The organism is Mesorhizobium sp. M7A.F.Ca.ET.027.02.1.1 (assembly GCF_004022985.1).
Taxonomy (GTDB): Bacteria; Pseudomonadota; Alphaproteobacteria; order Rhizobiales; family Rhizobiaceae; genus Mesorhizobium.
In genome coordinates, this window is the sequence record NZ_RZOL01000005.1 from 22,838 (window position 1) to 44,793 (window position 21,956).

Here is a 21,956-nt window from a genome sequence, read left to right on the forward strand (position 1 = left end):
ATGGCGCGGTCACTGTGATGTCTGCTTCTTGGAAGCGGCTGCTAATATCTCAATGACCGAGACGAAGCGCAAAGACGCCATTCGCAAAAGTCTGGTCAGACTGAATGTCTGAGATACGCTTAAGCCAACATCAGGATTCGGCGTGCCGAACGCTCCGCGGTAAGCTGCCGTTCTAGCTTGGCGTCCTCGGGCAAAGTTTCTCTCGTCAGCTCACGACTCCATCCCCCGTCGTTCGCGAGCGAACGGCACTATTCTGATACCCGCCGTCCACCAGGCGGACGACGAACTGGGCTCGAAGTCGACCTGGGACCTGTGCTGCGGTTAAGCATCCGACGTGATGATCGCGGTCGACAACTAGGTCGGCGAATTGGAAACGACCGCCACTCCAGCAAATCTGCTTTAGAGCAAAATTGCACGCCGGCTTACAGGCTGTGCGCAGCAGAGCCAATTCTCTTGCGATGCCGCCCCGCTTACGACAGGATTGCCGCAACTGGAGGTTAGCCTATGACGCCAGACCCCTTGCGGCCCGACCAGCTGCCACTCGACACTCCGCCTGTGCAATACCTGAACCTGGACCCGTCGCTTTATGTACGCGATGATATCTGGCAGCAGGAACGGTGCAGCATCTTCGCGCACACTTGGCAGTTCATGGGGCCTGTCGCCTCGGTCGCGACGTCCGGTCAATACCTTGCCATCGACATCGCCGGCACGCCGATCTTCGCCATCCGGGGCCGGGACGGGACCTTGCGCGGATTTAAGAACGTCTGCCGCCACCGGGGGGCGAAACTTCTGGCCGATGGCGCGGGCAAATGTGGGCTGATCGTTTGCCCCTATCACAAATGGTCCTTTGCCGACACCGGACGGCTGGTGCAGGCCCCATGGTATGGCAAGGATCCCGCGATCATCGCCGAAGACTGGCCGCTGGAGACGGTGCACTTGTCGGAATGGCGCGGGCTGCTCTTCGCGGCACTCGACCCGAAGGAAAGTCTTCTGGATCAACTTGGCTCTCTGCCCGACGAACTGGCGGACGAGCCGTTGGAGACCTATGTCGCCACCGATCAGGCCACCGTCAGCTTTACGGCGAACTGGAAGATCTACACCGACAATTTCGTCGAAGGCTACCACATCCCTGGCACACATCCCTCGTTCTACGCTGCCATCGACTTCGAAGCCTTCCAGACCACCGCCCATCCCGGTTATGTCCGGATGACCGCACCGCCGAAAGACGGTCTGTTCTATCGCGGCAAATGGCTTTGGATGTGGCCGAACTGGACGCTGTCGCTTTTCGATGGCGGCATGAACGTTAGCCGGATCAATCCGACCTCACCGCATCACACAGACCAGCATTACCATTTCTTCTTTGCCGATATCGCTGCAGAAACATCCGAGAGCATGGCGAAATCTGTGCAAGGCACTCTGGCCGTGGTACGCGAGGACTACGCCATCTGCGCCGATACGCATCGCAACTATGCCGCAGGGGCCTATAGCTCCGGCCCGCTCTCGGGGCGGCATGAGCGGGGAGTGCAGTATTTCCAGGAACGGGTCGCTGCGGCACTGGGGCTGTGAGCGCCCCTGGCGTCCTTGTCCGCCGGATAGCTCGGCGCCGGCACGAGAGCCCTCCGACCGGTCGAATAGGGCGGGCACGGTAAGACGAGTTACGAGCGTCGTGGCAATCGGAGCTCGCTCAATGCGGAGAGCAGATCGGCGCACGCGGCTTTGACGACCAAGTTTAGCGGGCTGGAGCTGATTGCCCCGATCGGCACCGATTCCGTGAGGCGCGGCTGCTGCTGCAACGCCTGCGTTAACCAGTCGCACGGCCGGCCGAGCACAGCTATCCGGTCATCTTCTGGCCCGGGCGATCAAGGTTTCGTGGTAAGCGACCAAGGACTTGGCATGAAGTCGCGTGCGATAGCGTGCCGGGAATAGGTCGTCCTTCGATTGCATTCATTTGATAGGATGCAAGATGCCCGGCACTGCTCTTGTTCTGACCCCTAATAGGCGCCATCACGAGACCTCATACTGCTGCGCCAGCGAAGCGGAAAGCTGGTCGGCGAAACGTGCAGCGGCCACCGGTAGGGTGCGGCCCTTGAGTTGGCCGACATAGAGCATGCCAGCGGGCACGTCGCGCAAGTCGAGCGGCCGGGAGATCATGTCACCGGTCATCGTCTGGTGGGATAGGCCAATCGGGAAATGGAAGGTGATGATATCCTCTGAGATAGCGTGGTTGCGCAGGAATTCGAAGCTGTCTGACTGAATCACCGGCTCCAGCTGCAGCGATGACGATTGCGCCCCGATGTCGAGCAGGTAGCGCACACCGTAACTTGATGTGGGAAGCGCGATTGGATAGTCGAGGCAAGCGCGCAAGCGCACCGTCTCGTGAGAAGCCAGCGGATGATGGGGCCGCATAACCGCATGCACCGGCTGGTGCACCCGTATTAGTGTCATGAAGGCAGCCAGCCGGGTTGGCTCGTAGACGATGGCAATGTCGGCCGTGTGATCGACCAAGGCACGCTCGGCCTCCTCCCGGTCGCGCAGGTGCACTCCGAAGGTCACATTCGGATGTTCCTTGCGGTAGAGTGAGATCTGCATCGGCAGATGGTAGGGCAATAGCGCCTGGCTGCAGGCGATCGCCACATGGCCGCGCCGGGCGCCAGCAAGGTCTGCAATCTGCGATTTCACGTGCTCCATATCGGATAACTGGTTGCGCATTTGCTGCACTAGAAGTTCGCCGGCGCTGGACAATCGCACGCCGTGAGGCAGTCGCTCGAAAATGGCAACGCCGAGTTCGGCCTCCATCGCCAATATACGCCGATTGAGCGCCGTCGAGGTTATGGCGAGCAATTCCGCGGCGGCGCGGATCGAACCGGTCTTGGCCACCACATCGATATAGTGAGCGGAGTTCAGGTAACGCATCGGCAGCCCCCGGCATCACCGCTGCAATTCTTGCAGCAGGCTGAACAAAACATAGCACAAGACAGCAGCGCCGTCATCGAGGATAATTAATCCTGTCGAAGAAGCATCTTCAAGCGACATTGATTTTTTAAAGACAATGAAAGATGGAATAATGTTTGTTCCACTTTCTTCAACTAATTCATCGATCGAATGGAGCAATCATGCGCCACATATCAATTGTAATATTAGCTTCTCTCGGTCTTGTCGCCCTTGCAAATGTATCGGCGATCGCCGTCGAACAATGTGGCGACGCGACCGCGTCATCTGGCCTGCCAGGTTATAATCATCAATGTGGTGTGACCTCTAAGGGCAGCATCGATGAAAGCGCTCTAGCGGACGTAGGCGAGCATAAAAGCTGCGGTTCGGATTGTGCGCAAGTCTACAGTCTTTGTAATACCAGCAGGGGTAGAGACTGTCGCCAAGAGTACAAAATCTGTTCTTGGAACTGCGTCTTTGGTGCGGCAATGACGATTCGCTAGTAAAGAAAACCCGACATTTGAAATTGCGCCGGAGTAGGGTACCAACCCGCATACGTGCGCTGGAGATATCGTAGGGCCACACCCTTACGCTGAGGCCCCGGCGCCTGGCCCCCATTGAGGTGGCTCCTTGTGTCAAACGCGCCAACACGTTTCGTTTCAAAGAAGGTTAGCAAGCAGGCGCGCGGCTGCACCATGGTAACTAACGCAGACCTGTTTAGCCATCGGTAGCGAACACCAAGCAGTAAGTTCGGCAACGAGAATGTCGTCGTTCCCATTCACCGGCGTGGTGCTAAGTTGTCCCTGCTTGTTCATCATGATCGCTACGGTTCCGTTTGCGCCATAACCGATAGCTGCCATCCTTTGAATGCGAGTGTCGTCCTCGACGCGAATATCGAACAGAACAGAGCCACCAGTCTTTTCCGCGACGTCAGCCACTCGATCGGCAAACGGCCGATTGATATTGGCGAAAGACTGCTCGAACAAAACCAGTTCAACATACTCCGCCTTCATTGCGTGAGAGTGCGCGGCATGACGCGCAGAACCAATAGGCCATGCACGTCTTATCCACACAAAAACGACCGCCACTGAGGGTGGCCTCTTCCACAGAAAACAACATAATCACCACCCAAACACCTTCGCGCGACAACGCGTTTAGGCCAGAGATGAGACGTCCTCTTCATTAGGCCTGGAACCACTGGTTTCAGCGCCAGGGTTTCTGTATTGCGGAAATTGTACCCTGAATCGGCTGCGACATCAGAGCTATCTGGTCCAGCCTCGTTCCCGAGGCCAGTTGGGGCGCAATCAGTCGCAGACAACCGTGGGCGAGATTTGGTTCGGTCAGCGCTGGAATGACGCTGCTGTCACTGTTCCCGCTTTAGAGGAAATGTGGCGTCGCCATCCTTCTCGCCTGATAAAACGCGCGGATTGGCGCTTGAGACACCGTCGTTCTTTCCGCCTTTGTGGTGCTCTTCTGATTGGCCTCGCGCGTCTGCTTCAAGCTCCTTGCCGGGGCGCTTGCCAACTTTCTTGTCGACCGATTTTTCCACCATCAGCCTCTCCTTTGTGAAGCAATGGCAACTCTTCGATCGGCCTGAGGTTCCGGGACAATCGGCCATCGGACCGCTGCCGCCCAAAGGCGATTTCGGTCTTCGCGTCCTCCGACCCTGGGCATTTCAGGTCGTGGCAAAGTTGGACTTCAACGGCCGACATGAGGCGCATTGGAGTCCGGCAGCTTTGGGGCCGTCTGCTGTCCTTCCGGTTTTGGGCGCGATGGGCTAGAAGGCTGGCGTTCCCCTTGCGACCCGAGTCGGTCATGTGATGTGGGCGCCAGAACCCCCAAAGGCGGACGGTCGACAGCCTTTGAGGTGAGCGTAACGAGATTCCGTCAACGGGTGGATGCCGAAAGACGGCACCGACCCGAGATCAGTAGCTTTATCATTTTTTGAATTCTGCGCGGTAAGTTCCGCGCATGTGGTTGAAGACTTACTTGATCATCACCGGCGTCGGCGCGTTCGTGGCGCTGACAATGCCATGGCTGGTCCTCATCGGCAGTTTCCTGATCATCCCGGGGCTCATCCTCGGGTGGATGCCAACGGCCTTCATGTATGGCATCGCTTTCGCGCTGTTCTGCTTGCTGCTCGGAAGTTTCCTTTCAGGCGTTCCTCTGAACGTCATGTCGGGCGCCGCGACGCTGGCACTGTTTTGGACCATCCCCCAGCCAGGCCTCACCTGGGCGAGGGGCATGCTGGCCAGCCTGGAGGAGCCGGACATTCAGTCGAACGCACCGATTGCGCTCAAGGGCGATATTCTCCTCGCCCGCCCGTTCGAGGGCCGTTGCGATGCATTGTGCGCTGCCTTGCTCAAGACCCCGGGCGTAACTTCGGTCCGCGTCCAGACCCTTCGCGGTCAATCCTATACCTATCGCGTCGTGCCGGACTCGACGCCCGGCAAACGAAGCACCGTCATCGGGCATGGCCTGCTGGAAGAGCGCCGCTACGATGCCTCCGATCCGCTCGCCCCTCAGCGCGCGCTGGAAGCCGAATGGAACCTGATGATGTCAGAGGGCAAGGCGCTGCTGCAAAGCGACGACGCCCCCGAACCCGACTTCACCATCGCTATCGAGGACGGCCCTGCCGCGCTCGACTCCAAGCCCCGATCGGGACGGGTGGATTGGTCGCTCGAACCCTCCGCACCCCACCGCAAGGCGCTCACCATCACCGACGCCGGTGAACAGGTGCTGCTGCGGCAGTCGATCCTGTCGATCTTTGCCCCGGCGGCGCCGTTGCTGATCGGGACTTCGGGCGGGATCGAGAACTTCCGGTTCGGTTGGGCGCGTCTGCGGCTCGGTGACGGAAGGATGTACGCCGAGGTTCCGGTCAACCGGCTGCTGCTCGACCACACCAGCGTTTCGCGCGGCGTGAATATGGAAGCGGCGAAAGCGAGAACGCGCGAGGAACTTGCCAGAGCGCTCGACGATCCGCGTAAGCCGGTGAGCGGTCCCGTGTTCGCGCTCGCCAATCAATGGATGGACTCGTTCCGCGCGAACGACCAGCCGCTCGGCGAAAGCGACCGGCGCCTGCTGGTTCGCGTCTTGGAGGACCCACGGGTGCGATCCCCAGACGGGCTGTGGGCGATCATCAAACAGGTCGATGGCGACTCCGCCGATCTGCGGCGGCTCGCCGCCCGCCGCTACCTCGCGGCCACCGACAAGAAGGAGGCGCGCCACTGGATCAATGCCCTGGCCGGCCTCCCTGTGGGTGCATACACCGATCCTCTGCCCGAAGAGCGCGCGATTCTCGCAGATCCGGAGGTCAGCCGCTTTGCCACCGGCCTGATCAAGCGCCAGGGGGACCGCGGCGTCGATGCCGCGCCCGACCTGTTGCGGCTGCTGCGCGAGTACTCCGTCTACGATCCGGGCAAGTATGGTTTCAGCGACCTGACCGCGGCTACCGATGCCGTGCGAAGCGGCTTTCGCCGCATTGGCCCTGCGGCCTTTTTCGCGCGGCCTGGGATCGAGCAGCTCTTGGCTTCGCCGGGTCTGAAGTACCGCTACAAGACGCTCGGCCAGGAAGAATGGGACACGCTGCTGGTCGTCCTCGGGAAGCCTGTCGAAACGCTTACCAAGCCGGAAAACCGAAGTGGAACCGACGCGAGGTACCGCGAGCGCGTCGCTCAACGGGCCGCCAAGCCTTACGACCCACGCCGGGATTGATCGCCGAAACGGGACGAAGAATCTTCGCGGGCAGAGCTAGCCGCTTCGTCCTACCGGTCTTTCCGATATTCCATGGTGCGCGACCGTGTGTGGCGGGATCAAATCGAGTAACCCATCGTGTTGCTCCTCGGTTTTGATTGGGCACTCGAGAAACGAGAGGTGAAGGCAGAAGCGGGGCCGATAGCGAAACGGCAGCTTCCGGCTTCGCGATCAAGGATATCACAAGTTTAACCGCCGCGGGCGGTGTCGCCACCTGCTCTTGCCTCCGCATATTCCGTTGACGAAGTGTTCAAGCGGGAACGATCTGACAGAAAGCGGCGCCAGCCCCCAAATGACGAGATATCAAAAGCGCCTAGCAAGCCCACGGATTCCACTAGAAAACCTTTGGCGGTGCTGCCATCATCAAGCTCTATATTGCCAATGCCCAGGGGCGACGGGATGGCGGCCACAAAGTGGCCGAATGCGTCGGCAGGTAGCCGCCAAACCTCTACCTCGATCGCAGTGCCGCCGTTTTCAACACGGACCAGTCCCGGCTTGGGCGTGGTCTGGCCCGCGAGCTCATATAGCTTGTATGAAGATGCCGTCCTCATTGCCCGGCAGAACCGGGCACCAGCCTCCTTGAGATGGCCATTGAGCGGCATTCCCGAGAGGTGAGCGCCGACCACCACCAACTCGATAGTGCCATCTTCGACTGATGCGCCGACAGGCTGCGCGCTCGGCTGCCGCCAGCCAGTCGCGCCGAGGGTGGGACTGCTCGCGGCATGGAGATCGCGCGCGACGGATGCTACAAGGCCGTCCGCTCCGGCGGCCGCAAGCAGCGTCACGCTCATCGGCAGCCCGTCGTCGCGCTTGCCGGTCGGCACGGCGATGCCGCACATGTCCAGAAGATTGACGAAATTGGTGTAGGTGCCGAGCCGGCTGTTGGTCTCGACCGGATCGGTGAGCACGGTAGCAGTGGTATAGTGCGTTGGGGCGGTCGGCACGCAGAACAGGTCGACCGAGGCGATGACCGGGGCGAGCTTCGCCTTGTAGGCCTGCAAGGCGTAGAGGCCGCGGAAGGCGTCTGCCGCCGACAGGTTACTGGCGCCGCCGATGATCTTGCGCGTCACCGGATGCAAGGCGGCTTCGTTGGCTTCCATGAAACCGCGGATCGCCGCATAGCGCTCGGCCACCCAGGCACCCTCATAGAGTAGGTTGGCGGTGGCGTAGAAATCGCCGAAGGGGATTTCGACCAGCCGGCAGCCAAGCCGCGACAGAATGGCAAGCGAAGCTTCGAAACCAGTCTGCATGGCCGTATCGCCGAAGAATTTGAGCTCCGCTTTTACAGGCACGCCGACGGTCAGCACCGGTTGGCGCGCGGCGAGCGGCTGGACGGCGATGTCACGCGAATAAGGATCGGCAGCGTCGCGCGCGGCGGCAACGGAGAACACCCTATACGCATCATCGACGGTCAGCGCGAACACCGAGACGCAATCGAGCGTGCGGCAGGCCGGCACGACGCCGGCGGCCGACAACGCGCCGACCGTCGGCTTCAGCCCGACGATGTTGTTGAGGCCGGCCGGAATGCGGCCGGAGCCGGCGGTGTCGGTGCCAAGCGCGAAGGAGACGATGCCGCGCGCCGTCGCCACCGCCGACCCCGAGGAGGAGCCGCCTGGCACAAGCGCCTCGTCGATGGCATTGCGCGGGATCGGCCAGGGCGTGCGCACGCCGACTAGGCCGGTGGCGAACTGGTCGAGATTAGTCTTGCCGACGACCAGCGCACCGGCCGCTTTCAGCCGCGCCACAACGGTGGCGTCTTTCTCGGGCCAATAGGTGTATTCGGCGCAGGCGGCCGTCGTGGGCATGCCGGCGACGTCGATGTTGTCCTTGACGGCGAAGGGAATGCCCCAGAGCGGCTTTGTCGCCGGGTCGAACGGACCGAGTGCCGCGGCCTGGGCTAGGAAATCCGCCTTGGCGGCGAGATGGATGAAGATGCCCGGGTCGTCGGCCGCTTCGATGCGGGTAAAGATCGTCGCGATCACATCGCCAACGGCGAGGCCTCCCCGATAGGCTGCGTGAAGGCTCGCTATGTCGAAATGGATATCGCTCATTTCGTCTCCTCCAGAATGATCACCGGCAGGTCCCACTGGATCAGCACGACGCAACCGTCCTTCGTCCACACCGAATGCTCGGTGCCGACCGGGTTCAGGATGACGCTGCCGGCGGGATAGTCGCCGTTCTCGTCGCTCTGGGTGCCTTCCAGCACGACGATGGTTTCCAGCCCGACATGTCGGTGTCGCGGCACGCTGGCGCCGGACCGGTATTTCAGGATCGCGACCGACGGCTCGACCGGCCCGCCCTTCAGCAGCCAGTGCACGCTGATGCCGTCGCGGAAATATTCGAACGCGAGATCGCGCCAGCCGCCGTCGAGCAGGCCGGCAAAGGCAAAATTAGGCATTGGCAATTCCCTCGAGCACCTGGTCGGTCGTTGCCGTCCAGCCGACGATGGCGCTCTGCGCCCGGATCATGGCTAGCGCCGCCGCCTTGAATTCGGGAAAATAGCTTTCCGTCGCGTCTTCGGCGAGCAGGCACTCATAGCCGCGATCATTGGCCTCGCGCATCGTCGTCTGCACGCAGACCTCGGTGGTGACGCCGGCGAAAACCAGCTGCTGTGCGCCGAGCCGCTTCAGCTCGCCACCGAAGCTGGTCGCGTAGAAGGCGCCCTTGCCGGGCTTTTCGATGACGATCTCGCCCGGCAGCGGCGCAAGCTCGTCGAGGATTGCGGTGCCCGGCTCGCCGACGATCAGCACGCGGCCCATCGGCCCGACATCGCCGATGCGGATCGCCGGATTGCCGCGATTGCGCTTGGCCGGCGGCAGGTCCGACAGGTCGGCGCGGTGGCACTCCATGGTGTGGATCACCGGCAGGCCGGCGGCGCGAAAACCTTCGATCAGTTTCTTCACCGTCGGCACGATCGCGGCCACCCGGCTGACGTCGTTGCCAAGGCTGGCGCCGAAGCCGCCGGGCTCGGCGAAATCGCGCTGCATGTCGATGACGACCAGCGCCATCGTCTGCGGCTTGAAGGAGAAGGCGAACGGCTGCGCATCAATCTCCGCCATCAGTGATGTCCCGCCATATGCTCGCCGATGGTCTGCACGCTCGCTTGCGCGATCGGCGTCTCGTAGACCAGCGCGCCGTCCGACATGACGAAAATGCGGTCGGACAGTTCCAAAAGCTCGTCGAGGTCCTCCGACATCAGCAGCACTGCCGCACCCGCATTGCGCGCCTTCATGATGCGGGCGCGGATTTCGGCCACCGCCGAGAAGTCGAGGCCGAAGCACGGGTTGGAGACGATCAGCAGGTCGACCTCGCCGGTCAGTTCGCGCGCCAGCACGGCGCGCTGCACATTGCCGCCCGACAGCGAGGCGATGGGCGAGGATAGCGAGGCGGTCTTGACCTTGAACTGCTCGACCAGCTTGGCGCTGAACGCGCGTATGGCGCTGGCGCTGATCCAGTTCACCGGCCTGCCGTTGCCGTCGATATCGAAGGTGCGGAAGGAGATGTTCTCGGCCACCGTCATTTTTGGCGCGCAGGCATTCTTCAGCGGCTCTTCCGGGATGAGCCGCACATTGAGCGCGCGCGCCTCGGCCCGCGTCGCCGCATAGGCGGAGCCGCGTACCAGCACCTCGCCACCGTCGCGCGGCCGCTGGCCGGCCAGGACCTCGAGGAATTCCTTCTGGCCATTGCCGGAAATGCCGGCGATGCCGACGATCTCGCCCGAACGCACGCCGAGATTCTCGATGCGGATCGACTTCAGCCCGGTGCGGTCCGGCGCCTTCAGCGATTTGACCTTGAGCACGATCTCGGCATCGGGTTTCGGCGCCGCGCGACTGTCGAGCGCGGCGATCGGCTGGTCGCCGATCATCATCGCCGCCATCGCCTTGTGGTCGAGGTCGGCGACGCGGCCGGTTCCCGTCAGCCTGCCCTTGCGCAGCACGCTGACATCGTCGGCGAAGGCGGTGACCTCATGGAATTTGTGCGAAATCATCAGCACGGTGAGGTCGCCGGCCTTGGTCATGTCGCGCACCAGCCCCAGCACCTCCTGCGCCTCACCGGGCGTCAGCACCGAGGTTGGCTCGTCCAGCACTAGAAAGCTGCGGCCAAGATAGAGCTGCTTGATGATTTCGAGCTTCTGCTTTTCGCCGGCGGCGAGTTCCGCCACCTTAACGTCGAGCGGCAGCTTGAACGGCATGCGCTCCATGAACACGGCAAGGTCGGCTCGTTCCCTACGCCAATCGATAATGCCCGGAACCTTCTCGCGCGAGATGACGAGGTTTTCCGCACCGGTCAGCGACGGCACCAGCGTAAAATGCTGATAGACCATACCGAGCCCGAGCGCCGAGGCGTCGCGCGGACTAGCGATCGCCACCTCGCGGCCATCGACCAGCAGGTCGCCTGATGTCGGGTGATAAAAACCCATCATGCATTTGACCAGCGTCGACTTGCCGGCGCCGTTCTCGCCGAGCAGCGCGTGGAAGGAGCCCGCCGGCACCTTCACCGACACGGCATCCAGCGCCGTGAAGGCGCCGAAGCGCATGGTCATGCCGATGGTCTCGACGCCGACCGCTTTCCTGTCATTCATCGCGGCCTCCTCATGGCAACTGCGCGACAAGCGCCTTGGAATTCGACACCGTGCCGAAGACGCCGCCCTGCATCTTGATCATCTTGATCGCCGCCAGATGGTTGTCGTAGTCGGTCGCCCCGCAGCAATCCTCCAGCATCATGCATTCATAGCCGCGGTCGTTGGCCTCGCGCATGGTGGTGTGCACGCAGACATCCGTGGTGATGCCGGTCAGCACGATGTTCTCGATGCCGCGCTGATTGAGGATGAGCTCCAGGTCGGTGGCGCAGAACGAGCCCTTGCCGGGCTTATCGATGATCGGCTCGCCCTCGGTCGGGTAAAGGTCGGGGATGATGTCCCAGCCCGGCTCGCCGCGCACCAGGATGCGCCCGCACGGGCCAGGGTCGCCGATGCCGGCATTGATGCGGCGCGAGCGCCAGCGCTTGTTGGCCGGCAGGTCGGCGAGATCGGGCCTGTGCCCCTCGCGCGTGTGGATGATGGTGTAGCCCTTGGCTCGCATCGTCGACAGCACCAACTTGATCGGCTCGATCGGTGCGCGCACCAGCGACAGATCGTAGCCCATATGGTCGACATAGCCGCCCGGCCCGCAGAAATCGGTCTGCATGTCGATGATGATCAGCGCCGTGTTGTCGGGCCGCAGGTCGCCATTGTAGGGCCAAGGATAAGGCTCGGCGTCGATCGTATGCTGAGTGACTTCGGCTCTGGCGTTCATCGGCAAAACTCCAGTCATTTGGTGATCGACAATTCGCCCGGCGCGCCCGCAAGCGTTCGTGTCGGCGACGAGGTGGCGATCATGATGATGAGGGTGAGGATGTAGGGAGCGGCGTAGAACATGTAGTAGCCCTGCGTGACGCCGACCGATTGAAGCGCCGGGCCGAGAGCTCCCGCCCCGCCGAACAAAAGCGCTGCAGCAAAGCAGCCGAGCGGGTTCCAGCGCGCGAAGATGACCAGCGCCACCGCCATCAGGCCCTGGCCCGACGAGATGCGTTCGGTCCAGCTGCCGGGATAGTAGAGCGACAGGTAGGCGCCGCCGATGCCGGCCAGCGCGCCACCGACACCGGTGGCGAGCAGCCGCACCGTATCGGGGTTGAGGCCCATGGCGCGTGCCGCGTCCGAACTGTCCCCGACGACGCGCACGATGAGGCCGGCGCGGGTGTTGCGGAACGCCCACCACAGGATGACCGACAGCACCGCGCCGATCAGGAACAGCACGTTGACGTCGAGTGCGGCTTGCACCTGCGGAATGTCGGACCAGCCGCCGAAGGGAATGGCCGGCAGATTGGGCGCCTTCGGCTTGATAAACGGCTTGCCGAAGAAGAAGGCGAGACCCGAGCCGAACAGCATCAGCGCGATGCCGACGGCGATGTCGTTGACTTTCGGGAATCTGCAGATCCAGCCATGGAACAGGCCGAAGCACAGGCCGGCGAAGGCGGCGGCGATGAGGCCGAGCCATGGCGAGCCCGTCATCACCGCCACCGCATAGGCGGTCATCGCACCGAAGACCAGCGTGCCTTCGAGCCCCAGATTGATGCGACCCGAACGCTCGGTGATCGCCTCGCCCAGCGAGACGAAGATGAAGGGCGTCGACACGCGGATGGCGCCGCCGAGCACGGCCAGCGGCACGCCCCAGAGGCCGATCTCGGTCGCGTCCATCAGGCGGCTCCCTTCACGAGATCGGGTCTTTTCCAAAGATCGGGATTGAAGGCCTTGAAGCGGCCGTAGAGGGTTTCGCTGAACAGGATGACGATGAAGATCATGCCTTGCAGCACCAGCACCGTGGCGTCGGGCAGGTCCATGCGGCGCTGTATCAGCCCGCCCGAGGCGTCGATGCCGCCAAGCAAGATGGCGAACGGAATGATGGCCAGCGGATTGTGGCGGGCCAGGAAGGCGACAAGGATGCCGGTGTAACCATAGCCGGCGGAAAGCGAGGCGTTGGCGCTCCCCTGCACGGCGGCGACCTCCAGCATGCCGGCAAGCCCGGCAAAGCCGCCAGCGAGCGCCGTGAAGCCGACGATCAGCGGCCCGACGGCCAGCCCCTGTACCTGTGCTGCCCGCACATTGCCGCCGGCGATGCGCGCGGCAAAACCCCAGCGGGTCTTTTCGATGAGCAACCAGGAGAGGGTGCAGGCGACGACACCGACAACCAGCCCCCAATGCACGTCCATGCCCGGAATGTTGCCGATGCGGTAGATGTCCGCCAGCGGCTGCGTCGACGGCTTGTTGAGCGAGGCCGGGTCGCGCAACGGCCCTTCCACCAGCTGGTTCATCAGCGCGATGGCGATGTAGGCCATCAGCAGGCTGGAAATGGTTTCGTTGACGGCCCGGTAATGGCGCAGCGCGCCGACGGCACCGATCCAGATGCCGCCGGCGGCCATGCCCGCCACGCCCATGGCAAGAATGACGATTGACGATGGCCCGCCGCTGAGCGCAGTGCCGGCTGCCGCAGCGGCGACGCCGCCGAGCACGATCGCACCCTCGCCGCCGATGACGACGAGGCCGAGCCGGGCCGGCAGGGCCACGCAGAGCGCGGCCAGCAGCAGGGGAGCGGCGCGCGACAGCGAGTTCTGGACCGAGAACCAGGAGCCGAAGCCGCCGCGCCACATGGTCTGGTAGAGCAGGATCGGCGACTTGCCGACGAGCACAATGAACAGGCTGAACAGCGCCATGCCGACGATCAGCGCCGCGAGCGGAATGACCAAAGCCTCCGCCCGCCGCGCAATCCATTCCACCGCCGCCGAATAGGCCTTGGCGCTGAAGAGTGCCGGCATGCCGGCCCCTGTCATCGTGTCCGTCATCGCCCCACCCCCTCAGATCAGGCGGTCGAACCGACGACGCCCTCGACCAGATAATCCATGCTTTCGAGCTCGATCGCGGTCTCCGGGAATGCTTGGCTCGCGGTGGCGACGACAGCCCCCTTGTTGCTCTTCAGCGGTCCCTTGATGACGGCGAAGCCGCCGTTCATCATTTCGGCCAGCGTGGCGTCGAACTGCTTGCGCGCCGGCTCGCCGACGGCGGGACCGAGCGGGCTCATCTTGACGAAGCCGTCGGCCAGGCCACCGCGCGTGAAGTTGGGCAGTGGCGTGCCGGCGACGAGGTCGTCGACGAACATCTTGTAGACCTTGGCCCAGTTCCACTCGGCCCCGGTGAGGTATTTTTCCGGCGCCAGCGGGCTCTGGTTGGCGTGATAGCCGCACACGAAGGCCCCACGGCCGGCGGTCGTCTCGACCACCACTTTCGGGCTATCGACATGGCAGCTAATAACGTCGGCGCCCTGGTCGACCAGTGCGTTGGTGGCTTCCGCTTCCTTGACCGCCAGCGACCATTCGCCGGTGAAAATGACTTGGCAAGTGATGGTCGGATCAACCGAGCGCGCGCCGAGCAGGAAGGAATTGATGTTGAGCAGCACCTGCGGGATCGGCTTGGCGGCGACGAAGCCGAGCTTCTTCGTCTTGGAAGTGTGGCCGGCGACAACGCCGTTGAGATACTGGCCCATACCGATATAGCCGAAATAGGAGCCGGCATTCATCGGGTGCTTGGCCTTGTCCCACATGCCACCGCAATGGCGGAACTGCACGTCGGGGAATTTCGTGCACATGGCCAGCATGTGGGGGTCGAAATAGCCGAACGAGGTCGGGAAGATCAGCGAGGCGCCGTCGAGATTGATCATCGATTCCATCGTCTTCTGGACGTCGACCGTCTCCGGCACGTTCTCCTCCTCGACGATGGAGATGCCCTCGATACCCTTCAACGCCGCCGCCCCTTCGGCATGCGCCTGGTTGTAGCCGTAGTCGTCCTTCGGCCCGACATAGATGAAGCCGACGGTGGCGGCAGCGGCAAAGGCCCTGCTGATGGGGAAGGCAGCGGACGCAAGCCCGAGTGCGGCTCCAGCGGCGGAGGTCTTGAGTAGCTCGCGGCGGTTAAGCGTGAATCTCGCGGTCATTGTGAATGCTCCCCTGTAGGACCCTTTCCGGGCCGGTTAACATGCCGTCAACAAAGTGCATGCAATCGCCATGCCAGTTTCTTTGGCGAAATTAATGAATGGAATCAGTCGTACATTTAAAAGAGCCTGCTTATGTAGCGGGCAATTGCATGCACTTCTTGCCTTGAAAACAGCCAATTTGACAGGCAGATTAAAATAGAGGCATACAGGGGTATGTTGAGTCGATGGGCCGCTGCGTCGACCCTCCACAAGAAGACGGGCGGAGGAGATTTGTCGGGGAAGCGCAACTTGATCAGGTCGGGCAAGACCGTGGATCAGATGGTGAGGGCGATCGGGGACCGGATCGTCACCGGCTACCTACGCCCCGGCGAAAAGCTCGACGAGACCTCCCTCGCCGCCCGCTTCGACGTATCACGCACCCCGGTCAGGGAGGCGCTCGGCCACCTCAGCGCCATGGGGCTGGTCGAAAGGCGGCCCAACCGGGGTGCTATCGTGGCTGTCGTGACGCAAGAGCATCTCGCCTCGATGTTCGAGAGCATGGCCGAACTGGAGGCGATCTGCGCGCGCTTCTCGGCCGAGCGCATGACCAGTGCCGAGCGCCGCTCGCTCGAGATCGAGCATCAGGCTTCGGCGCGGATGGTGCAACTGGGCGCCGAGGAGGACTACGAGTATTTCAATACCGAGTTCCACACCCGGCTCTATCGTGGTGCCCACAACCCGCATATCCACGATCTCACCGTGATGACCCGCAGCCGGTTGGCACCCTTCCGGCGCGCTCAGTTCATGCTGCCCGGACGGTTGGCCAAATCCTGGCAGGAACACGAGCTAATCGTCACCGCAATCATGCGCGGAGACGGCGCTGCTGCGGGCAAGGCCGCCAGGGATCATGTCTCTATCGTCAGCGAGGCGAGCGCGGTGTTCGCGGCTGATGGCGGCAAGCCAGTTCGGCGGGACGTGGCCTGAAAATTCCGAACATCCCGAATCTCGGGACGATGTCTGCTTCCAGGCGGCGCACAGTATCGCGCAACGGCTGATATGAGGCGCTACGCTGCTCGGCAGCAAGGCTTTGAAGCAGCATGGTCAACCAGACCGATATACGTGCCCCAGTTGGTATTCTACGTCGAGGCGTGAGCGATGAGGGACTAGATGTTTGATCCCAGATTTTGATGGGCATCCTTGTCCTCCGAATCAAGGGATGCGCTATGGGCCAGGTTCTTCATGGGAGCGCCACGACGACAGAGGCGGTCCGTCGAGCGATACAGCATAGTCAAGAGAGCCTGAGGGCGCTGGCGAAGCGCTACGGGGTCAACCAAAAGACTGTTGCCAAATGGCGGGAACGGACCTCGGTGGCAGATTTGCCGACCGGTCCGAGAGAGCCTAGATCGACAGTGCTCTTGCCCGAGGAGGAGGCCGTCATAGTCGCCTTCCGGCGCTACACTCTGTTGCCACTCGATGACTGCCTCTATGCCTTACAACCGACGATCCCACACCTGACGCGCTCATCACTGCATCGCTGCCTGCAGCGCCACGGCATCAGCCGCCTGCCGGACGTAGAAGGCGACAAGCCGGCGAAGAAGAAGTTCAAGAGCTATCCGATCGGCTACTTCCACATCGACGTCGCCGAGGTGCGCACAGAACAGGGCAAGCTGCACATCTTCGTCGCTATCGACCGCACCTCGAAATTCGCCTTCGTCGAACTGCATGAGAAGGCCACCACCGCCATATCGAGAGACTTCCTACTGCGCCTGATCGCGGCCGTGCCCTACAAGGTCCACACTGTCCTCACCGACAACGGTATCCAGTTCACGACGCCCGGCGCCGGCGGTTCGGCCGTGCCATTGATCAAGGAGGCCATCGCAAACGGCGAACGCTTCTGGGCCCATGCCTTCGAATACGCTTGCGCCACGAACGACATCGAGCACCGAACGACCAAGGCAAGGCATCCGTGGACCAACGGCCAGGTCGAGAGGATGAACCGGACTATCAAGGATGCAACCGTCAGGCGTTTCTATTACGAGAGCCACGACCAACTCCGCCAGCACCTTGCCGACTTCATCTCGGCCTACAACTTCGGTCGCAGGCTCAAGACCCTCAAAGGCCTTACGCCCTACGAGTTCATCTGCAAGGCGTGGGCGTCACAACCGGAACGCTTCAAACTCGATCCGCTCCAGCAAATGCCGGGACTAAACAGCTAGAGCACTCCCGCCCTCTAAAGCGATTTTACATCATCCGGAAACTGGGCGCAGATCGAACCACCGAGGCAGAAACGGAGAACGCCAGCTCTGCGGAGTAAGGTACGGACTGCAACAACATTGCGCGACGGCGAAATTCGCCGCCGAAACTACGCTATTGCCGCCGTTTGTACCCTCACTCCCACTCGATTGTTCCCGGCGGCTTCGACGTCACGTCGTAGACGACACGGTTGATGCCGCGGACTTCGTTGATGATGCGGGTGGCGGCGGCGCCGAGGAAGGCCATGTCGTAGTGGTAGAAATCCGCCGTCATGCCGTCGACCGAGGTGACGGCACGCAGCGCGCAGACGAACTCGTAGGTGCGGCCGTCGCCCATCACGCCGACCGTCTGCACCGGCAGCAGCACGGCAAAGGCCTGCCAGATGGCGTCGTACAGGCCGGCCTTGCGGATCTCGTCGAGATAGATGGCATCGGCCTCGCGCAGGATCTCCAGCTTTTCGCGGGTGATCCCGCCTGGGCAGCGGATGGCGAGGCCTGGGCCGGGGAATGGATGGCGGCCGATAAAGCTTTCGGGCAGGCCGAGCTCCTTGCCGAGCGCCCTCACCTCGTCCTTGAACAGTTCGCGCAGCGGCTCGACCAGCTGCATGTTCATGCGCGCGGGCAGGCCGCCGACATTGTGGTGTGACTTGATCGTCACCGACGGGCCGCCGGTGAAGGAGACGCTTTCAATGACGTCGGGATAGAGCGTGCCTTGCGCCAGGAATTCGGCGCCGCCGAGTTTCTTGGCCTCTTCCTCGAACACCTCGATGAACAGCCGGCCGATGGTCTTGCGTTTTTTCTCCGGGTCCGACTCGCCCTCGAGGGCGTCGATGAAACGGTCCGACGCGTTCACCAGAATGAGCGGCAAATTGTAGTGCTCGCGGAACATCGCCACCACGCCCGCGGCCTCGTCCTTGCGCATCAGGCCGTGGTCGACAAGGATGCAGGTCAGCTGGTCGCCGACCGCTTCGTGGATCAACAGCGCCGCAACGGAAGAATCGACGCCGCCCGACAGCGCGCAGATGACCTTGCCCTTGCCGACCTGCTTGCGGATCGTCTCGACCGCGTGCTCGCGGTAGGCGCGCATGGTCCAGTCGCCCTCGATGCCGGCGATGTTGTGGACGAAATTCCTGAGCAGCCGGGCGCCGTCGGGCGTATGCACCACCTCGGGATGGAACATGATGCCGTACATCTTGCGCTCGATGTTGCCGAAGATGGCGAAGGGCGAGCCCTCGGACTTGCCGAACACTTCGAAGCCCTTGGGCAAGGAGATGACGCGGTCGCCATGGCTCATCCACACCTGGTGGCGCTGGCCGGGCGCCCACAGGCCCTCGAACAGCGGGCTGTCCTTTTGGATCTCGACGAAGGCGCGGCCGAACTCGCGATGGTCGGAGCTTTCGGCGACGCCGCCCATCTGCACGCACATGGCCATCTGGCCGTAACAGATGCCAAGCACCGGCACGCCGGAATCGAAGACGATCTGCGGCGCGCGCGGGCTGCCGATATCGCCGGTCGAAGCCGGACCGCCGGACAGAATGACGGCCTTCGGATTGATACGCTTGAATGCCGCTTCGGCCGACTGGAACGGCACGATCTCGGAAAACACGCCGGCCTCGCGGATGCGGCGGGCGATGAGCTGGGTGAACTGGCTGCCGAAATCGACAATCAGGACGGTGTCGGGATGATTGGCTGTTTTCATGGCGAGCGTTTAGAGAAAGAAACGAGTCGACGCAATGGGTTGCGTGGCCCGACTTTCAGGCTGGTCTGGCATCTTCATGGGATGGTCCCGTCCGGAGGGCGCCGTCGCCGATCGCCCGTTCGAGCCGCATGACGGCGTCCGCCAGCTTCTCGTCGATGACTTCAAGATATTCGGTCCAGTCGCCGACATGCCTGAGATCCGCCGCCCCGTCGGAAATGCCGCGCAGACCGATCAGCGGAATGTCGAACAACTGGCAGGCGCGCAGGCAGGCGAAGGTCTCCATGTCGACCATGTCGGCGGCAACAGCATCATAGGCCGCGCCAGTGATGATCGCGCCGCCGGTCGACAGGGTCGCCTGCTTGATGTCCGGTATCTTGAAGGGCAATGGCACGGTTACCGGCAGGTCGAGGAAGGGGGTGGCGCCCTTCTCGAAGCCGAGCGGCGAAGCGTCGATGTCACGGTAGCTGACCGAAACCGCCTGGTAGATTTCCGTCTGCTGCAGCGTCCGGCTGCCGGCTGAACCGAGCGAAACAACGAGATCCGGCAGTGCTTTTTGCGATTTCAGCCAGGAGAGTTCAGCACCCAGCCTGACGCCGGCCTCGACCGGACCGACACCGGTCATCAGCGGCGTGAACAGCTGCTTGAGGTGCGGGCCGTATTCGGCCTGCGCCGCCATGACGAAGAGGACGTCCTTGCCCGACAGGCGGGAGATTTTATCGGCCATGATGATTTATTCCTCTCCGCCCGATCATCTGCTTATCTGCACCGCCGCTCGCCGGGACCCGCTGCCTCCGGCAGCTCCCGGCGTTCGTGGCCTTTCATCGTGCCACCGGCACGATGAATTCGCCTGCGGCGAACCGGCCACTCACCCTTCAATCCCATCGCGGCCAACCACCGTCATCATGGTGCCGGTCATGGTGGCGATCAGCTTGGCCTCGCCGTCGGCGGCAAAGGCGTAGGCCTGGCCGTCGGCGACGATGATGGTGCGGCCTGGCTTGGTCACCGAGCCGCGGAACAGGAAGCGCTCGCCCCTGCCCGGCGCCAGGAGGTTGACCTTGAACTCGATGGTCAGCACGCCGGAGTTTTCCGGCATCAGCGAAAAGGCGGCATAGCCGCAGGCCGAGTCCAGCGCCGTCGAAATGACACCGGCATGGAGGAAGCCGTGCTGCTGGGTCAATGCCGCCGAATAGGGCATCTCGATCTCGATGATACCCGGCGTCACCAGCGTCAGTTCGGCGCCGATCGTGGCCATCGCCTTCTGACGCGCGAAGGAGGTCCTGACGCGATCCTCATAGTCCGGGGCGGGTACGATCTTTGCTGCCATTGCCGCTGCCTTCCTTTACGCGGATAAGCTTATTGCAGAGGCAGGGACGGCAGGCAAATGCTTTTGCTGCACTGCACAATCGACCTGGCCTGCCGGCCGGCGCCACGCATCCGTCAGGAATAGGATTCAGGCCGATCTGCGTAACGCACAGAGATAAAACCCATCGGTGCCGCTGAGCGCCGGCGACAGCGAGATGTCGCCTCTGGCGCCGATGCGTGCGGCTGCCTCATGGCCGGGAAAACGGCTGTCCCAGAGCTGGCGGTGGTCGACGGGAACAAAGCCGCCGTTACGGTCCCGAAAGGCCGCGATCTGCTCACCGTTTTCCTCATCAAACACCGAGCAGGTGATGTAGACCAGCAGGCCGCCTGGTTTGACATAGGCTTTGGCCGCATCGAGGATCGCCGACTGCTCGCCCTTGCGTGCATCGAGCTGCCTTTGCGTCAGCCGCCATTTGGCATCGGGACGGCGCCGCCAGGTGCCGCTGCCGGTGCAAGGCGCGTCGACCAGCACGATGTCCATGTGGTTGCCGAGCGGCGCGAGTTCGGCCGGCTTGGTGACGATCTGGACATTGCGGTTTTCAGAGCGGCGGATGCGGTCGAAGATGGGCGCCAGCCGTGCTTTTTCGGCATCATGGGCAAAGATCTGGCCGCGATTTTCCATCGAAGCCGACAGTGCCAGCGTCTTGCCGCCGGCGCCGGCGCAAAAATCCAGCACCTGCATGCCGGCTTCGGCCCCGGCAAGGGCGGCCGCGATCTGCGAGCCTTCGTCCTGGACCTCGAACCAGCCCTTCTGGAAAGCCGGCTCGGCCTGCACGTTCGGGTGCCGGCCGTCGCCGTCGATCGGCGGGATGCGGATGCCGTGTGGCGCGATTGCCGAGGGTTTCGCGCCGGTTCCCGTCAGTTCGGCCAGCACCTTGTCGCGGTTGGCCTGCAGGGTGTTGACCCTGAGGTCGAGCGGCGGGCGCGTTGCCAGCGCGGCGCCCTCGTCGGCCCAGGTCGAGCCAAAGGCTCGCTCGAAAAGCGGCGCGCACCAGTCCGGAACATCCGCCCGCACCGCGGCCGGCGCATCGTCAAGCCGGCGTTCGGCGATGGCCTGAAGCTCGGCGGCGGTCAGCAGCGGCGGTGCGAACTTGTCGCCATCGAGCGCCTCGTTGAGCGATTGTGCCGTCTGGCGCCATTCGAGCAGCAGCGCGCCGAAGCCGATGGCGCGCGGCGTGTCCTGCCCCAGCAGCCAGCCGGCGGAACGCTTGTGGCGCAAGGCGTCATAGACGATGTTGCCGATCGCCGCACGGTCGCCGCCGCCGGCGAAGCGATGCGACAGGCCCCAATCCTTCAGCGCGTCCGCCACCGGCCGGTGGCGTCGGCCGATGTCTTCCAGCACTTCGATGGCCGCAGCCAGCCGTCCGCCCAGTCGCATGGTCTTGTTCCGTCACGCAGAAAAATATTCCGGCCCTGCTCTAGAGCGCGCAACCGGCGCGCACAAGCAGGTCGGCCCGCACA

Annotated in this window: 20 protein-coding genes; 4 read left to right on the top strand and 16 right to left on the bottom strand. The window is 62.9% G+C overall.

The window, feature by feature from the left end; genetic code table 11:
* Positions 1-504: 504 nt before the first annotated feature.
* Positions 505-1,566 carry an aromatic ring-hydroxylating dioxygenase subunit alpha gene (locus EN749_RS01550; RefSeq protein WP_128362433.1) on the top strand — a complete coding sequence of 354 codons (1,062 nt, stop codon included), beginning with the start codon at positions 505-507 and terminating at the stop codon, positions 1,564-1,566.
* A 438-nt stretch (positions 1,567-2,004) separates the two neighbouring features.
* Here the strand turns inward: EN749_RS01550 and EN749_RS01555 are convergent, their stop codons facing one another.
* From EN749_RS01555 to EN749_RS01570, 4 genes are all read right to left on the bottom strand, one after another.
* On the bottom strand, positions 2,005-2,913 hold the full coding sequence (locus EN749_RS01555) for a LysR family transcriptional regulator (RefSeq protein WP_127396219.1): 909 nt from the start codon (positions 2,911-2,913) through the stop codon (positions 2,005-2,007).
* 15 nt (positions 2,914-2,928) lie between these two features.
* Positions 2,929-3,111, bottom strand: coding sequence for a hypothetical protein (locus EN749_RS01560; RefSeq protein ID WP_127322615.1), 183 nt, complete (start codon positions 3,109-3,111; stop codon positions 2,929-2,931).
* 476 nt (positions 3,112-3,587) lie between these two features.
* Entirely contained in the window at positions 3,588-4,016 is a 429-nt protein-coding gene (locus tag EN749_RS01565; RefSeq protein WP_245466439.1) for a hypothetical protein, read from the bottom strand.
* 275 nt (positions 4,017-4,291) lie between these two features.
* The gene (locus tag EN749_RS01570) at positions 4,292-4,480 is read right to left on the bottom strand and encodes a hypothetical protein (RefSeq protein WP_127322616.1); all 189 of its coding nucleotides are present in this window, start codon (positions 4,478-4,480) and stop codon (positions 4,292-4,294) included.
* Between the two features lie 437 nt (positions 4,481-4,917).
* On the opposite strand from EN749_RS01570, the gene EN749_RS01575 reads away from it, so the two are divergent.
* A complete protein-coding gene (locus tag EN749_RS01575; RefSeq protein WP_128362434.1) occupies positions 4,918-6,642 on the top strand; it encodes a hypothetical protein in 1,725 nt (574 codons plus the stop codon).
* A gap of 227 nt (positions 6,643-6,869) precedes the next feature.
* Here the strand turns inward: EN749_RS01575 and atzF are convergent, their stop codons facing one another.
* From atzF to EN749_RS01615, 8 genes are read right to left on the bottom strand one after another with little or no spacing between them, the layout of a single operon-like run.
* Complete coding sequence (gene atzF / locus EN749_RS01580; RefSeq protein WP_128362435.1) at positions 6,870-8,732, bottom strand: allophanate hydrolase; 1,863 nt, start codon at positions 8,730-8,732, stop codon at positions 6,870-6,872.
* Complete coding sequence (locus EN749_RS01585) at positions 8,729-9,079, bottom strand: cupin domain-containing protein (RefSeq protein ID WP_127330529.1); 351 nt, start codon at positions 9,077-9,079, stop codon at positions 8,729-8,731. The genes atzF and EN749_RS01585 overlap by 4 nt, the downstream gene beginning before the upstream one ends.
* On the bottom strand, positions 9,072-9,740 hold the full coding sequence (locus tag EN749_RS01590) for an isochorismatase family cysteine hydrolase (protein WP_127330531.1): 669 nt from the start codon (positions 9,738-9,740) through the stop codon (positions 9,072-9,074). The genes EN749_RS01585 and EN749_RS01590 overlap by 8 nt, the downstream gene beginning before the upstream one ends.
* Entirely contained in the window at positions 9,740-11,263 is a 1,524-nt protein-coding gene (locus EN749_RS01595; RefSeq protein ID WP_127321990.1) for an ABC transporter ATP-binding protein, read from the bottom strand. The genes EN749_RS01590 and EN749_RS01595 overlap by 1 nt, the downstream gene beginning before the upstream one ends.
* A gap of 10 nt (positions 11,264-11,273) precedes the next feature.
* Positions 11,274-11,975: an isochorismatase family cysteine hydrolase gene (locus EN749_RS01600; protein WP_127321989.1), complete on the bottom strand. Its 702-nt coding sequence runs from the start codon at positions 11,973-11,975 to the stop codon at positions 11,274-11,276.
* A gap of 14 nt (positions 11,976-11,989) precedes the next feature.
* Entirely contained in the window at positions 11,990-12,916 is a 927-nt protein-coding gene (locus EN749_RS01605) for an ABC transporter permease (RefSeq protein WP_127321988.1), read from the bottom strand.
* Positions 12,916-14,046: an ABC transporter permease gene (locus EN749_RS01610; protein ID WP_128362441.1), complete on the bottom strand. Its 1,131-nt coding sequence runs from the start codon at positions 14,044-14,046 to the stop codon at positions 12,916-12,918. The genes EN749_RS01605 and EN749_RS01610 overlap by 1 nt, the downstream gene beginning before the upstream one ends.
* Before the next feature lie 29 nt (positions 14,047-14,075).
* Positions 14,076-15,203: a BMP family ABC transporter substrate-binding protein gene (locus tag EN749_RS01615; protein WP_127395360.1), complete on the bottom strand. Its 1,128-nt coding sequence runs from the start codon at positions 15,201-15,203 to the stop codon at positions 14,076-14,078.
* 288 nt (positions 15,204-15,491) lie between these two features.
* Between EN749_RS01615 and EN749_RS01620 the strand changes: the two genes are divergently transcribed.
* Positions 15,492-16,166, top strand: a complete 675-nt coding sequence (locus tag EN749_RS01620; protein ID WP_127323185.1) for a GntR family transcriptional regulator — start codon at positions 15,492-15,494, stop codon at positions 16,164-16,166.
* 239 nt (positions 16,167-16,405) lie between these two features.
* Entirely contained in the window at positions 16,406-17,398 is a 993-nt protein-coding gene (locus EN749_RS01625; RefSeq protein WP_128362436.1) for an IS481 family transposase, read from the top strand.
* Positions 17,399-17,570: 172 nt separating this feature from the next.
* Here EN749_RS01625 and guaA read toward each other — a convergent pair whose 3' ends face one another.
* From guaA to EN749_RS01650, 4 genes are all read right to left on the bottom strand, one after another.
* On the bottom strand, positions 17,571-19,133 hold the full coding sequence (guaA, locus tag EN749_RS01630; RefSeq protein WP_023809008.1) for a glutamine-hydrolyzing GMP synthase: 1,563 nt from the start codon (positions 19,131-19,133) through the stop codon (positions 17,571-17,573).
* Between the two features lie 55 nt (positions 19,134-19,188).
* Entirely contained in the window at positions 19,189-19,857 is a 669-nt protein-coding gene (locus tag EN749_RS01635; protein WP_128289552.1) for a 5'-methylthioadenosine/S-adenosylhomocysteine nucleosidase, read from the bottom strand.
* A gap of 141 nt (positions 19,858-19,998) precedes the next feature.
* On the bottom strand, positions 19,999-20,457 hold the full coding sequence (locus EN749_RS01640) for a PaaI family thioesterase (protein WP_013530371.1): 459 nt from the start codon (positions 20,455-20,457) through the stop codon (positions 19,999-20,001).
* Between the two features lie 126 nt (positions 20,458-20,583).
* Positions 20,584-21,873, bottom strand: coding sequence for an RsmB/NOP family class I SAM-dependent RNA methyltransferase (locus EN749_RS01650; RefSeq protein ID WP_128362437.1), 1,290 nt, complete (start codon positions 21,871-21,873; stop codon positions 20,584-20,586).
* Between the last annotated feature and the right edge of the window lie 83 nt (positions 21,874-21,956).

Bases quoted from the DNA above. Each gene is read 5' to 3' on its own strand.
- EN749_RS01550 (WP_128362433.1), top strand. From the start codon at position 505: ATGACGCCAGACCCCTTGCGGCCCGACCAGCTGCCACTCGACACTCCG.
- EN749_RS01555 (WP_127396219.1), bottom strand. From the start codon at position 2,913: ATGCGTTACCTGAACTCCGCTCACTATATCGATGTGGTGGCCAAGACC.
- EN749_RS01570 (WP_127322616.1), bottom strand. From the start codon at position 4,480: ATGGTGGAAAAATCGGTCGACAAGAAAGTTGGCAAGCGCCCCGGCAAG.
- atzF (WP_128362435.1), bottom strand. From the start codon at position 8,732: ATGAGCGATATCCATTTCGACATAGCGAGCCTTCACGCAGCCTATCGG.
- EN749_RS01585 (WP_127330529.1), bottom strand. From the start codon at position 9,079: ATGCCTAATTTTGCCTTTGCCGGCCTGCTCGACGGCGGCTGGCGCGAT.
- EN749_RS01590 (WP_127330531.1), bottom strand. From the start codon at position 9,740: ATGGCGGAGATTGATGCGCAGCCGTTCGCCTTCTCCTTCAAGCCGCAG.
- EN749_RS01595 (WP_127321990.1), bottom strand. From the start codon at position 11,263: ATGAATGACAGGAAAGCGGTCGGCGTCGAGACCATCGGCATGACCATG.
- EN749_RS01600 (WP_127321989.1), bottom strand. From the start codon at position 11,975: ATGAACGCCAGAGCCGAAGTCACTCAGCATACGATCGACGCCGAGCCT.
- EN749_RS01605 (WP_127321988.1), bottom strand. From the start codon at position 12,916: ATGGACGCGACCGAGATCGGCCTCTGGGGCGTGCCGCTGGCCGTGCTC.
- EN749_RS01610 (WP_128362441.1), bottom strand. From the start codon at position 14,046: ATGACAGGGGCCGGCATGCCGGCACTCTTCAGCGCCAAGGCCTATTCG.
- EN749_RS01615 (WP_127395360.1), bottom strand. From the start codon at position 15,203: ATGACCGCGAGATTCACGCTTAACCGCCGCGAGCTACTCAAGACCTCC.
- EN749_RS01625 (WP_128362436.1), top strand. From the start codon at position 16,406: ATGGGCCAGGTTCTTCATGGGAGCGCCACGACGACAGAGGCGGTCCGT.
- guaA (WP_023809008.1), bottom strand. From the start codon at position 19,133: ATGAAAACAGCCAATCATCCCGACACCGTCCTGATTGTCGATTTCGGC.
- EN749_RS01635 (WP_128289552.1), bottom strand. From the start codon at position 19,857: ATGGCCGATAAAATCTCCCGCCTGTCGGGCAAGGACGTCCTCTTCGTC.
- EN749_RS01640 (WP_013530371.1), bottom strand. From the start codon at position 20,457: ATGGCAGCAAAGATCGTACCCGCCCCGGACTATGAGGATCGCGTCAGG.
- EN749_RS01650 (WP_128362437.1), bottom strand. From the start codon at position 21,873: ATGCGACTGGGCGGACGGCTGGCTGCGGCCATCGAAGTGCTGGAAGAC.